Source organism: Stutzerimonas stutzeri (genome assembly GCF_018138085.1).
In the GTDB taxonomy this organism is placed as follows: Bacteria; Pseudomonadota; Gammaproteobacteria; order Pseudomonadales; family Pseudomonadaceae; genus Stutzerimonas; species Stutzerimonas stutzeri_AI.
The window spans coordinates 4786411-4799033 of record NZ_CP073105.1; the positions used below are offsets into that span (position 1 = coordinate 4786411).

Below are 12623 nucleotides of genomic sequence, written 5' to 3' on the forward strand. Positions count from 1 at the left end.
ATGACCAGTCAGATCGACCCGCAATATCAGGTAGTCCTGGTCGACGACGATCCCCACCTGCGCAAGGCGCTGAGCCAGACGCTCGATCTCGCCGGGCTCAAGGTACTGAGCCTCGGCGACGCTCGCGGCCTGCCGACGATGCTGCCAGCGGACTGGGCCGGCGTGGTGGTCAGCGACATTCGCATGCCCGGGCTCGATGGGCTTGAACTGCAGCAGCAGCTGCGGGCGCTGGACAGCGAACTGCCGGTGCTGCTGATCACCGGCCATGGCGACATCCAGCTGGCGGTACAGGCCATGCGCGCCGGGGCCTACGATTTCCTCGAGAAACCTTTCCCCAGCGAGGCCTTGCTCGATGGCGTGCGCCGCGCCCTGGCCCTGCGCCAGTTGGTGCTCGACAACCGCAGCCTGCGCCTGGCGCTGGCCGACCGCCAGCAACTCTCGGCCCGCCTGCTGGGCCAGTCACCGGCCATGCAGCGCCTGCGCGAGCAGATCGGCGCCCTCGCCGGAACCCAGGCCGACGTGCTGATCCTCGGCGAAACCGGCGCCGGCAAGGAAGTGGTGGCCCGCGCGCTGCACGATCTTTCCAACCGCCGGGGCGGGCCCTTCGTCGCCATCAATGCCGGCGCGCTGGCCGAGTCGGTGGTCGAGAGCGAGCTCTTCGGCCACGAGGCCGGCGCCTTCACCGGCGCGCAAAAACGTCGCATCGGCAAGTTCGAGTTCGCTAACGGCGGCACCCTGTTTCTCGATGAGATCGAGAGCATGAGCCTCGACGTGCAGGTCAAGCTGCTGCGTATGCTGCAGGAGCGAGTGGTCGAGCGCTTGGGCGGCAACCAATCGATCGCGCTGGACATCCGCGTCATCGCCGCCACCAAGGAAGACCTGCGCCACGCGGCCGACCAGGGGCGTTTCCGCGCCGACCTCTACTACCGGCTGAACGTCGCCCCGTTGCGCATCCCGCCGCTGCGCGAGCGTAGCGAAGACCTGCTGTTCCTGTTTCAGCACTTTGCCGAAACCGCGGCCAGCCGGCATGGCCTGCCGATTCGCGAGCTGCGCCCGGAACAACGGGCCCAGTTGCTCCGGCACGCCTGGCCGGGCAACGTGCGCGAACTGCAGAACACCGCCGAACGCTTCGCCCTGGGTCTCGACCTCGGCCTGGAAGACCCGGCCCTGCACGCCGAAGGGGCTCCGGCCACCACCGCCACGACGCTCAACGAGCAGGTCGAAGCCTTCGAGCGTGCGCTGATTGCCGCGGAACTGTCGCGCCCACACAGCTCGCTGCGCAGCGTCGCCGAAGCGCTCGGCCTGCCGCGCAAGACGCTGCACGACAAGCTGCGCAAGCACGGCCTGGTATTCAACGATGCTGGCGGAACCTCGCCGGATGAGGATGACTAGCTGGCGGATTTCCGCCACATGCTGGAGCCCGCCCTAGCTGCCCGCATCTGCCGACCAATCCGCTGCCGGTCATGCTCGCGGTGATGAAATAGCCCGACGCCAGGCTCTCCCAGCGAGCCCGCAGGCATTCGCCGAAGACGAAGCCGGGCTTGTTCAATGATGAATTTCAGCGGCCGGCAACGCCGAGTAGAGTTTCCCGCGATGCGTCGATCGGATCGATGAAGGGAGCCGACCGGCAGCCGGTGCGATTTGCCGCTGCGGTCTTCGGCGGTGACCGGCGAACATGGCAAACCTGCGGGCCAGACGGGCTGGCTGAGAAATATTCGTCAGTATTTTGCCATCATGCGGGTAAACTTCCGCGTTACGGGTGGCAGCGCCTTGTGCATTTGGCACAAGCCTTGCTCTCCCTAACACGATGAACCGGTGGCACGAGCCGGGCGCATGTTGCTCATGACGCCTAGACTTGTCTTGCTGGTTACAGCCGAGCCTCGCTGCGATGCACAGGCTCACTTCACAACAAGAGGAAAACAACAATGTTCAAACTGACCGCCACCGCGCTCGCCTGCGCCCTGTCCCTAGGCATGGCCACGCTGGCTCAGGCCGCAGACCCGATCATCATCAAGTTCTCCCACGTCGTCGCCGACAGCACGCCGAAGGGCCAGGGCGCACTGATGTTCAAGAAATTGGTCGAGGAGCGTCTGCCCGGCAAGGTCGAGGTGCAGGTCTACCCGAACTCCTCGCTGTTCGGTGACGGCAAGGAAATGGAAGCGCTGCTGCTGGGCGACGTCCAGCTGATCGCGCCTTCGCTGGCCAAGTTCGAGCAGTACACCAAGCAGCTTCAGGTATTCGACCTGCCGTTCCTGTTCGACGACATGGCCGCGGTCGACCGCTTCCAGAAGAGCGACAAGGGCCAGGCTCTGCTGACCTCCATGGTCGACAAGAACATCACCGGTCTGGCGTACTGGCACAACGGCCTCAAGCAGCTGTCGGCCAACAAGGAGCTGCGCGAGCCGAAGGATGCGCGTGGCCTGAAGTTCCGCGTACAGGCGTCCCAGGTGCTCGAGGAGCAGTTCAAGGCCGTGCGCGCCAACCCGCGTAAGATGAGCTTCGCCGAGGTCTACCAAGGCCTGCAGACCGGCGTCGTCAACGGTGCCGAGAACCCCTACTCGAACATCTACTCGCAGAAGATGCACGAGGTTCAGAAGCACATCACCGAGTCCAACCACGGCTTGCTGGACTACATGCTGATCACCAACACCAAGTTCTGGAACGGCCTGCCGGACGACGTGCGCTCGGAACTGAACGAGATCATCGGCGAGGTGACCGTCGAGGTGAACAAGCAGGCTGATGACCTGAACAAGCAGGCCAAGCAGCAGATCCTCGATGCCGGTACGACTGAAATTCTGGTCCTGACCCCGGAAGAGCGTGCCAAGTGGCGTGAAGCCATGCAGCCGGTCTGGAAGAAGTTCGAAGGCGAAATCGGAGCTGACCTGATCAAGGCCGCCGACGCTTCCAACAAGGCCGAGTAAGCGTCACCGGAGGGCGGCCAGCCGCCCTCCACCCCCGTTGCGGTACTGACAGCGCACCGGAGACACGCGACAAACCGGCGCAACGACGGATCGATCTCCGCCGCTACGCCACTACAACAAGCGTGTCCTGATCCTGTCGCCCGGTTACCAGACCGGCTTATGGCGCACAGTGCGTACGCCCATCGAATCCAATGCATTTCATCGGGAGATGTCATCCATGAACGCCCTCTGGCGCGTCTGGGACCACTTCGAGGAAGGCTTTATCGCCTTCTTGCTGGCCGCCATGACTCTGGTGACCTTCGTTTATGTGGTCTTGAACAACCTCTACACCGTTTTCTATTCGCTGGGGGACACCTTTCCCGCCGCGGAAGACTTCTTCTTTGCCCTCGGCGATTACATCATCGGCCTGGCGCAGTCCATGACCTGGAGCTCGGCGCTCACCCGGGCACTGTTCGCCTGGCTGATCTTCTCCGGCCTGGCCTATGGCGTGCGCACCGCCGGCCACATCGGCGTCGATGCGCTGGTCAAGCTCGCCCCGCGCAATATCCAGCGCTACATCGGCGTGATCGCCTGCCTGTTCTGCCTTGGCTACGCCGGCCTGCTGACCGTGGCGAGCTTCGAGTGGATCCAGACCCTGTTCACGGCCGGTATCGGCGCTGAAGACCTCGGCCATATCGGCGTCAAGCAATGGCAGATCGGCATGATCGTGCCGATCGGCTTTGCCATGGTCTTCATTCGATTCGCAGAGATTCTGGTGCGCATCCTGCGCAACGAGCAGACCGGACTGGGCCTGGCCGACGAAGCCGCCGAGGCGGCCCGGCTCGGTGAAGAGGAGCCGAAGTAATGACTATCCTGTTCCTCTTCCTGGCGCTGTTCGCGCTGATGTTCATCGGCGTGCCGGTGGCCATCTCCCTTGGTCTGGCCGGTTCGCTGACGATCATGTTCTTCAGCCCCGACTCGGTGCGTTCGCTGGCGATCAAGCTGTTCGAAACCTCCGAACACTACACCCTGCTGGCGATCCCGTTCTTCCTGCTGGCCGGTGCCTTCATGACCACCGGTGGCGTGGCCAAGCGCCTGATCGATTTCGCCAACGCCACCGTCGGCCACATCCGCGGCGGCCTGGCCATCAGTGCGGTCATGGCGTGCATGCTGTTCGCCGCGCTGTCCGGCTCGTCCCCGGCCACCGTGGCTGCGGTCGGTTCCATCGCCATCGCCGGCATGGTGCGCTCCGGCTATCCGCAGGCCTTCGGCGCCGGCATCGTCTGTAACGCCGGGACGCTGGGCATCCTGATCCCGCCGTCGATCGTGATGGTGGTTTACGCCGCCGCCACCGAAACCTCCGTGGGCGCGCTGTTCATGGCCGGTGTGGTGCCCGGCATTCTGCTGGGCCTCGGGCTGATGGTCGCGATCTATATCGTCGCGGTGAAGAAGAAGCTGCCGGCGATGCCGCGAGCGACCTTCCGTCAGTGGCTGTCTTCGGCTCGCCAGGCACTGTGGGGACTGCTGTTGATGGTGATCATCCTCGGCGGCATCTACTCGGGCATGTTCACCCCAACCGAAGCTGCGGCCGTGGCGGCGGTGTATTCGGCGTTCATCGCGCTGTTCGTCTACAAGGACATCACCCTTCGCGACTGCCCACGGGTGCTGCTGGAGTCGGGCAAGCTGACGATCATGCTGATGTTCATCATCGCTAACGCCATGCTCTTCGCGCATGTACTGACCACCGAGCAGTTACCGCAGCAGATCACCGCCATGGTGCTCGAAGCCGGACTGCAGCCGTGGATGTTCCTGCTGGTGGTGAACATCGTGCTGCTGGTTGCCGGCGCCTTCATGGAGCCCTCGGCAATCATCCTGATCCTGGCCCCGATCCTGTTCCCGATCGCCATACAGCTGGGCATCGACCCGATTCACCTGGGCATCATCATGGTGGTGAACATGGAAATCGGCCTGATCACCCCGCCGGTGGGGCTGAACCTGTTCGTCGCTTCGGCGGTGACCGGCATGCCGGTCACCCAGGTGATCCGCGCCGTGCTGCCGTGGCTGGCGCTGATGCTGGCGTTCCTGGTGCTCATCACTTACGTGCCGATGATTTCCCTCGGGTTGCCAAGCCTGTTGGGGATGTAGCCGCATCGCTCCGATTGCTGTTCTTGCCCGGCCTAGCGCCGGGCTTTTTCATGCGCCATCGTTTGCTGTCTCGTCAGAGCGCCAGCACGTCCACCGGCCGCCGGCGAAACCAGCCGGTCAAGGACAGGCGATCGGCCTGGGTCACCAGCACCTCGTGAGGAAAATCCCCCGACAGGAACATCAGCAGGTCGCCAGCCAGCGGCGGAATATCGAGGCTCGAGCCGTCGGCGAAATGCATGCGCAACTCGCCACCATCGGCCGGCTGCCAGTCCGGATTGAGGTAGATGACCGCGGTGACACAGCGGCTGTCATCGTCGCGAAAACGATCCAGATGGGTCTGATAGAAGGCCCCCGGCGGGTAAAGCGCGAAGTGGCATTCGAACTCCTCCAGGCCGAGGAACAGCTCGCGATTGAGCGTCTGGCGCAGTTCATCCATCAGCGCCAGATAGGCATCACACACCTCTGCCTGCCCTTCTTCCAGCCAGTGGATATGGTCGCCGCGGATGCCTTCGCGCACCGCCTGCTCCTCGCCCCGCCCGACACCGGCCGGTGCCAGCGTCCCTTCGGCATAGCGTCTGCGGCACTCGTCGGCCAGCTTTTGGGTCACATCATGTGCAAGGAAGGCACTCTGCAACGACCAGCCGCGTTCGGCCAGGTCATCGATGATCGTAGAGAACGGCAAGGAAGGTGACTCCAATGGGTCGAATGACGTTTCCCTGCGGCCCAGGCGGGCCCGCGGAAACAGCGCTGAGTCTAGCAGCAGGGCTTTCGCTCCTCGACAACCCCGGGTCGCGACGCCGAAAATAAACCGCCCGCCACAGAGGAGCTTTCATGCGCGCCCTTATCGCTTGTGTATTACTCGCCTTCAGCCTGAACGCCTTGGCCGATAGCTACGACGAACTCTACGAGGCGGCGGGCTGGACCGAACAACGCGCCAATTTCTCCGATGCCCTGACGGCCGCCCAGCAGCGCTACAAGAGCAGCCTGCCGCCGGCGGTCTATCAAGCGCTGGTAACCAACAGCAACCGCCGCTTTGCGGTGGACGCCGTCGATCAGCGCGCCAAACGAGCCCTGCGCCAGCACCTGGCCGATCCACAGCCGGCACTTGAGTTCTTCCAGTCGCCGCTGGGCCACAAGGTGGTCGCGGCAGAGGTTCTGGCCGGCCGCCGCGAGCAACTCGCTCGCTACGAAAACGGCTTGCCGAGGATGCAGGCCGGCAGCAATCGGCAGCCGTTGATCCGCCACCTGGCACAGGCGTTACCGGCCGCCGAGGCGGGTGCCGAGGTCAGCCTGGCGCTCGCCGGCGTCGCCGCCGACAGCCTCAGCCAGATGATCCCCGGCCTGCTCGGCGGTGGTCAGGCCCAGGGACTGCTGGAAAGCCAGCGCGAGCGCCTGCAGCAGCAGGTCGAGAGTGACCTGGACAACACGCTGCTGTTCATCTATCGCGACCTTTCCGATGCCGAGCTGGAAGAGTTCGTCCAATTCGCTCAGTCCGACGCGGGGAAACGCTATTACCAGGCAGCGCTGCAAGCGCTGCGTGCCGGTCTGGCGGTCGGCACGAGCGGCAGTGAAACCCAGGCGCGAGCCGCCGGCGCGATCCGCTCCTAGCTCAGGCGATCACCGAGGAACTCGAAGTAATCGCGGCGTATCGCCTCCCGTTCATTGACCAGATGATGGCGCGCGTCGGGCAGGTACAAGACCTCCGGCGCGGTGAACTTGCGCTCCAGCACCGGCAGGTTGTAGCGCCAGTCCACGGTCATGTCCGCTTCGCCTTGAACGATGAGCGGGCTGTGTGGACTGCGCCGTGCGCCCTCGATGCGGGGAATCCATCGCGACAGCGCGCCGACCCAGGCGGTTGGCAGGGTGTCCGGCTGCAACGGGTCGCTGGAGCGGACAAACTCGAGGAATGCCGGATCGCTCGAGTTCTCGCTGAACTGCCTGGGGATCTGCTTGACGAAGTGCCGCATCACCTCATAACTGAACCTCGACCAGCGCCAGGCACGCGGCCGCACCAGCGGCGCCAGCAGAATGCCGCGCCCCAGCCGCGGGTCATCCGGGTGGGCCAGCAGGTAGTCCAGCGCGATCGCAGCCCCCGTACTCTGCCCCAGCAGGTGCCAGGGACCAGGCAGCCGCAGCGTCTCGGCTTCGCGCATAAGGCCGGCCAGCACCGCCTGGTATTCATCGAACTCGTTGATGCTCGCTCGCGGCCCACTGGACAGCCCGTGCCCGGGCAGGTCGCAGGCCAGCACCGCGAAGCCCATGCTCAGGCCCCAGTCGACAACGTGCTGGTAGAGGCCCATGTGGTCGTAGTAGCCGTGCAGGATGAACAGCGTGGCGACCGGTTGAGCCGGGCACCAAGCCTGCGCGGCCACCTGGTAGCCATGGACCGAAAAGCAGCCCAGGCGGTGCTGGAGGTCGCGGTGCTGTGGCAGATCGAGGCCGTAGTAGGCCTGGTAAGAGCATGCCGCGGCGCTGAGCGGTGTGCCGGCGGCGAGCGGTTGCAGCTGCGCGCGGAGCGTATCGGGATCGATTGGCGAAGACATGACGGGCTTTCTGGCTCGAATTGAAGCGAATCTTCAGCTCTGTAACGCGACGTGGCAAGCTGGCGCCTCCGCTGAAGGGTGCCGAGATGTCAGTACGCAACAAATATCTGATCGCAGCGCTGATCGCCCTGCTCTGGGCTGGCGCCATGCTGGCCGCTTTCCGCTGGTTCGAGGCCCGATACCTGCGCCCCTTCGATAGCGAAAGCACGCAGTTGTTTTCTGGCGATAGCCTGGCGCTGCCCGACACCCTGCAAGACGACGCAGCGGTCCGTGTGGTGCACTTCTGGGACCCCGCCTGCCCCTGCAACGCCGGCAATCAGCAGCATCTGGCCGAGCTGCTTGAACGCTTCGGTGATCGGGGCGTGCACTTCTACGCATTGCAGCGTCCCGGCAGCCAGGGCCGTCTACCCGATCAGCTGGCCGGCTTGCAGGCGCTCGATGCCCTGCCCGGCTCGCAAAGCCTGCCGGCCAGCCCCGCCGTCGGCGTCTGGGATGTTAAGGGACAGCTGGTCTATCTGGGCCCCTACAGCGAAGGCGCCGTGTGCAACTCCAGCAACAGCTTCATCGAACCCATCCTGGAGGCGGTACTGGCCGGCCGCCCGGTCAAGGCCACGCATTCGCTGGCGGTGGGCTGCTTCTGTGACTGGGGCCCGCCAGGGTCGGACTGACCACTGGCGAACCCGCATCGGCCTTGTGGCCGCGACTCAGCTATGCGCGGACGGCGGCGTGATGACGCTGCTATCGACCGTCGACCGCCAGTTCTGCTGCGCGCCCTCGTCCATGGCCTGACGCATGGCGCGAGCCCGGCGCTTGTCGGCACGGCGGCTGATGTACCAGGCGATGAAGGTCGCCACCGATACCACCAGCAGGATCAGGCTGGCCACGGCGTTGATCTCCGGCTTCACGCCCAGCCTGACCGCGGAAAAGATCTCCATCGGCAAGGTGGTCGAACCGGGCCCGGAGACGAAGCTCGCCAGCACCAGATCATCGAGCGACAAGGCGAAGGACAGCATCCCGCCAGCCGCCAGGGACGGCGCGATCATCGGCATGGTGATCAGGAAGAATACCTTCCACGGCCGTGCGCCGAGGTCCATCGCCGCCTCTTCGATGGACTGGTCCAGCTCACGCAGACGGGCCATCACGATCACCGCGACATACGCCGAGCAGAAGGTGGTGTGGGCGATCCAGATGGTCACGATACCGCGCTGGGCAGGCCAGCCGACCAGTTGCGCCATGGCCACGAACAGCAGCAGCAGCGACAGACCGGTGATCACCTCCGGCATGACCAGCGGCGCGGTTACCAGGCCGCCGAACAGCGCGCGTCCGCGAAAACGCGGGATGCGGGTCAGCACGAAGGCAGCCATGGTGCCGAGCGCCACGGCCGAGCCGGCGGTATACAGCGCAATTTCCAGCGAGCGCATCACCGCGCCCATGAGCTGGCTGTTGTCCAGTAGGCCCACGTACCACTTGATCGACCAGCCGCCCCAGACCGTCACCAGGCGCGACGCGTTGAACGAATAGATGACCAGCAGCACCATCGGCAGGTAGATGAACAGCAGCCCCAGCACCAGCATCAGGTTGGAAAAACTGTAGCGCTTCATGGTCTGCCTCCCAGTTCCCAGGGTGTGCGTGGGCTCGGGGAGCCGGTCGAACGGGGCAGCCCGCAGCTCGGACGAGTCATAGCTTGCCCTCCAATTCCTTGGTCTGGTTGCGGTTGAACAGGATGATCGGCACCAGCAGGATCACCAGCATCACCACCGCCAGCGCAGAGGCCACCGGCCAATCACGGTTGTTGAAGAATTCCTGCCAGAGCACCTTGCCGATCATCAGCGTCTCCGGCCCGCCGAGCAGTTCCGGAATGACGAACTCACCTACCACTGGAATGAACACCAGCATGCAGCCGGCAATGATGCCGTTCTTCGACAGCGGCACGGTGATCTTCCAGAACGCGCTGAGGTTGCTGGCGCCCAGGTCGGAAGCGGCCTCGAGCAGGCTGAGATCGTGCTTCACCAGGTTGGCGTACAACGGCAGGATCATGAACGGCAGATAGGAGTAGACCACGCCGATATAGACCGCCAGGTCGGTATTGAGAATCTGCAGCGGCGTGTCGATCAGCCCCAGGTTCTGCAGCAGGCCATTGAGGATGCCGTTGCTGCTGAGAATCCCCATCCAGGCGTAGACGCGAATCAGAATGGCGGTCCAGGTCGGCATCATGATCAGCAGCAGCAGGACCGTTTGCAGGTCCTTGCGCGCCCGCGCGATGGCGTAGGCCATGGGATAGCCGATCAGCAGGCACATCAGGGTGCTGAAAAAGGCGACCCGCAACGACCCGGCGTAGGCGGCCCAATAGAGGTCGTCCTCGCTGAGGAACACGTAGTTGCCGAGGTTGATCAGCACCTGCAGTTGCTGGTCGGCGTAGGCGAAGATGTCCGTATACGGCGGAATGGCCACGTCGGCTTCGGAAAAACTGATCTTCAGCACGATGGCGAACGGCAGCAGGAAGAACAGCATCAGCCAGACGAAGGGTACGCCGATGACCAGACGGCGCCCGGCATTCAATGTTGGGCGGCTCATGCTTGCAACACCACGCCGCTGTCGTCCCACCAGTAGACGAACACCTGTTCTTCCCAGGTCGGCAGTTTCACATGGCGCTCGGCGTTGGCCATGAAGGCCTGGAGGACGCCACCGCCCGGCAGCTGGATGTAGTAGACCGAATGCCCGCCCAGGTAGGCGATATCGTGCACGACGCCCTTAGTCCAGTTGTAGCCGGGACGCTCCAGCTCGGGCAGTTCGGTGCCAATCAGCAGCTTTTCGGGGCGGATGGCATAGGTGATCTGCTTGTCCTGGGCGCGGGTACTGATGCCGTGGCCGACGTAGATCGGGTTATTGAGGCCTGGGCTGGCGATGACCGCATGGTCCTCGACGTCCTCGATCAGCTCACCGTCGAACAGATTGACGTTGCCGATGAACTCGCAGACCAGGCGGCTCGCCGGCGTCTCGTAGATGTCCATCGGGCTGCCGACCTGGGCGATCCAGCCGAGGTGCATGATGGCGATGCGCTCGGCCATGGTCATGGCCTCTTCCTGATCATGGGTAACCATCACGCAGGTTACCCCGACCCGCTCGATGATCTGCACCAGCTCGAGCTGCATCTGCGAGCGCAGCTTCTTGTCCAGCGCGCCCATGGGCTCGTCGAGCAGCAGCAGCTTCGGCCGCTTGGCCAGCGAGCGGGCCAGCGCCACCCGCTGGCGCTGGCCACCGGATAGCTGGTGCGGCTTGCGCCTGGCGTACTGGGTCATCTGCACCAGACTGAGCATCTCATCGACCCGCGCCTTCACCTCATCCTTCGCCAGCCCATCCTGCTTGAGGCCAAAGGCGATGTTCTGCTCCACGCTCATGTGCGGGAACAGCGCGTAGGACTGGAACATCATATTGATCGGCCGCTCGTAGGGCGGCATGTCGGTGATGTCCTGCCCGTCGAGGAAAATGCGCCCGTCGGTAGGGCGTTCGAACCCTGCAAGCATGCGCAGCAGCGTCGATTTACCCGAACCCGATCCGCCCAGCAGCGCAAAGATCTCGCCCTGGTGGATGTTCAGCGAGACATCGTCGACGGCCACCGTTTCATCGAACTTCTTGGTGACGCGGTCGATTTTCAGCAGCACCTGCTTGTTCTGGCTCTCGCCGGAGAGGGCCTTCTTATAAGCGCTGGAGGCTACGGCCATACGCGAACTCCCGAATGAAAATATGCACCGGACGGTGCCGGAAAAACCTGTGTGTTGGAGGCGCGGCGATTGGCCGAAGCAGGATCGCCACGCTCGGCGTCGCTATTGGCCAGACTTGACCTTGGTCCAGCTGCGCGTCATCAGACGCATGATCTTGGGCGGCAACTCAGCCGATACATAGAGCCGGTCGAGCACCTCCTGCGGCGGGTAGACCGAGGGATCGTTACGCACTTCCTGATCCATCAGCTCGCCGGCCTTGAGATTGGGATTGGCATACCCGACGTAATCGCTCACCGAGGCGATGACCTCCGGCTTGAGCAGATAGTTGATGAAGGCGTGCGCCTCGTCGACGTTCTGCGCATCGCCCGGGATGGCCAGCATGTCGAACCAGAGGTTGCCGCCTTCCTTGGGAATCGAATAGGCGATCTCGATGCCTTTGCCCGCTTCGTCGGCACGCGCAGCGGCCTGGAACACGTCGCCGGAGAACCCGGCAGCGATGCAGATGTTGCCGTTGGCCAGGTCGGACACGTACTTGGACGAGTGGAAGTAACGCACGTAGGGGCGGATCTCCAGCAACTTGGCTTCCGCCTTGGCGTAGTCCTCCGGATTCTCGCTGTTGGGATCCAGCCCGAGATAGTTGAGTACGGCTGGAATCATCTCGTCGGCCGAGTCGAGAAAGGCAATGCCACACGCGGCGAGCTTCTTGGCATTTTCCGGCTCGAACAGCACGGCCCAGGAGTCGACCTTCTCGACACCCAGGGCAGCGGTCACCTTTTCGACGTTGTAGCCGATGCCGTTGGTACCCCAGAGATAGGGCGCCGCATAGGCATTGCCCGGATCGTTCTTTTCGAGCTGCTTGAGCAAAGCCGGGTCGAGGTTCTCCCAGTTCGGCAGCTTGCTCTTGTCGAGCTTCTGGAACGCACCGGCACGAATCTGCTTGCCGAGGAAATGGTTGGAAGGCACCACGACGTCGTAACCGGTTCGGCCCGCGAGCAGCTTGCCTTCCAGAGTTTCGTTGGAATCGAAGACGTCGTAGACAGGCGTGATGCCGGTCGCCTTCTCGAATTCTTCCAGCGTCGTTTCACCGATGTAGTCCGACCAGTTGTAGATATGTACGGAGGCAGCCTGGGCCGAGGCGGCACCGCTGACGGCAACGGCGACGATAAGCGACTTCAGTGTCGAGCGCATGGAATAGTCCTCTTGTGACAGCCGCCAGGGCTCAGCGGGGCGAAAGGCGGGCTGTTTATTTGAAAAGCCTCTAAAAATCAACAGGAAACACGCAACTGGCAATGCGGCCATGCTCCGAGAACAGC

12 protein-coding genes are annotated in these 12623 nt (G+C 63.7%); 6 read left to right on the forward strand and 6 right to left on the reverse strand.

Translation table 11 applies throughout. From position 1 onward, the window contains the following. The 4 genes from KCX70_RS21890 to dctM all read left to right on the forward strand — a co-directional run bounded on the left by KCX70_RS21890 (nucleotide 1) and on the right by dctM (nucleotide 5045). Nucleotides 1-1392: a sigma-54-dependent transcriptional regulator gene (locus KCX70_RS21890; protein WP_212618819.1), complete on the forward strand. Its 1392-nt coding sequence runs from the start codon at nucleotides 1-3 to the stop codon at nucleotides 1390-1392. Nucleotides 1393-1925: 533 nt separating this feature from the next. Next, nucleotides 1926-2921 (forward strand): C4-dicarboxylate TRAP substrate-binding protein DctP, encoded by a 996-nt coding sequence (gene dctP / locus KCX70_RS21895; protein WP_102846770.1) that lies wholly within the window; start codon nucleotides 1926-1928, stop codon nucleotides 2919-2921. A 217-nt stretch (nucleotides 2922-3138) separates the two neighbouring features. Beyond that, a complete protein-coding gene (locus KCX70_RS21900; protein WP_102846769.1) occupies nucleotides 3139-3765 on the forward strand; it encodes a TRAP transporter small permease in 627 nt (208 codons plus the stop codon). After that, complete coding sequence (gene dctM, locus KCX70_RS21905) at nucleotides 3765-5045, forward strand: C4-dicarboxylate TRAP transporter large permease protein DctM (RefSeq protein ID WP_102852656.1); 1281 nt, start codon at nucleotides 3765-3767, stop codon at nucleotides 5043-5045. Before KCX70_RS21900 ends, dctM begins: the two co-directional genes overlap by 1 nt. Nucleotides 5046-5118: 73 nt before the next feature. Here dctM and KCX70_RS21910 read toward each other — a convergent pair whose 3' ends face one another. Further along, complete coding sequence (locus KCX70_RS21910; RefSeq protein ID WP_102852657.1) at nucleotides 5119-5727, reverse strand: 2OG-Fe(II) oxygenase; 609 nt, start codon at nucleotides 5725-5727, stop codon at nucleotides 5119-5121. Nucleotides 5728-5876: 149 nt separating this feature from the next. On the opposite strand from KCX70_RS21910, the gene KCX70_RS21915 reads away from it, so the two are divergent. Beyond that, nucleotides 5877-6653 (forward strand): DUF2059 domain-containing protein, encoded by a 777-nt coding sequence (locus KCX70_RS21915; RefSeq protein ID WP_212618820.1) that lies wholly within the window; start codon nucleotides 5877-5879, stop codon nucleotides 6651-6653. Here the strand turns inward: KCX70_RS21915 and KCX70_RS21920 are convergent. Beyond that, nucleotides 6650-7588 carry an alpha/beta hydrolase gene (locus KCX70_RS21920; RefSeq protein ID WP_212618821.1) on the reverse strand — a complete coding sequence of 313 codons (939 nt, stop codon included), beginning with the start codon at nucleotides 7586-7588 and terminating at the stop codon, nucleotides 6650-6652. The two genes, KCX70_RS21915 and KCX70_RS21920, sit on opposite strands and share 4 nt — an antisense overlap. Before the next feature lie 86 nt (nucleotides 7589-7674). Here KCX70_RS21920 and KCX70_RS21925 point away from each other — a divergent pair, with 86 nt between their 5' ends. After that, a complete protein-coding gene (locus KCX70_RS21925; RefSeq protein WP_212618822.1) occupies nucleotides 7675-8256 on the forward strand; it encodes a DUF6436 domain-containing protein in 582 nt (193 codons plus the stop codon). Nucleotides 8257-8292: 36 nt separating this feature from the next. Here the strand turns inward: KCX70_RS21925 and KCX70_RS21930 are convergent, their stop codons facing one another. The 4 genes from KCX70_RS21930 to KCX70_RS21945 all read right to left on the reverse strand — a co-directional run bounded on the left by KCX70_RS21930 (nucleotide 8293) and on the right by KCX70_RS21945 (nucleotide 12498). Next, nucleotides 8293-9189: an ABC transporter permease subunit gene (locus KCX70_RS21930; protein WP_212618823.1), complete on the reverse strand. Its 897-nt coding sequence runs from the start codon at nucleotides 9187-9189 to the stop codon at nucleotides 8293-8295. A 76-nt stretch (nucleotides 9190-9265) separates the two neighbouring features. Then, on the reverse strand, nucleotides 9266-10162 hold the full coding sequence (locus KCX70_RS21935) for an ABC transporter permease subunit (protein WP_212618824.1): 897 nt from the start codon (nucleotides 10160-10162) through the stop codon (nucleotides 9266-9268). After that, nucleotides 10159-11310, reverse strand: a complete 1152-nt coding sequence (gene potA, locus KCX70_RS21940) for a polyamine ABC transporter ATP-binding protein (protein WP_212618825.1) — start codon at nucleotides 11308-11310, stop codon at nucleotides 10159-10161. The genes KCX70_RS21935 and potA overlap by 4 nt, the downstream gene beginning before the upstream one ends. A gap of 102 nt (nucleotides 11311-11412) precedes the next feature. Continuing rightward, nucleotides 11413-12498 (reverse strand): polyamine ABC transporter substrate-binding protein, encoded by a 1086-nt coding sequence (locus tag KCX70_RS21945; protein ID WP_212618826.1) that lies wholly within the window; start codon nucleotides 12496-12498, stop codon nucleotides 11413-11415. Nucleotides 12499-12623 lie beyond the last annotated feature (125 nt).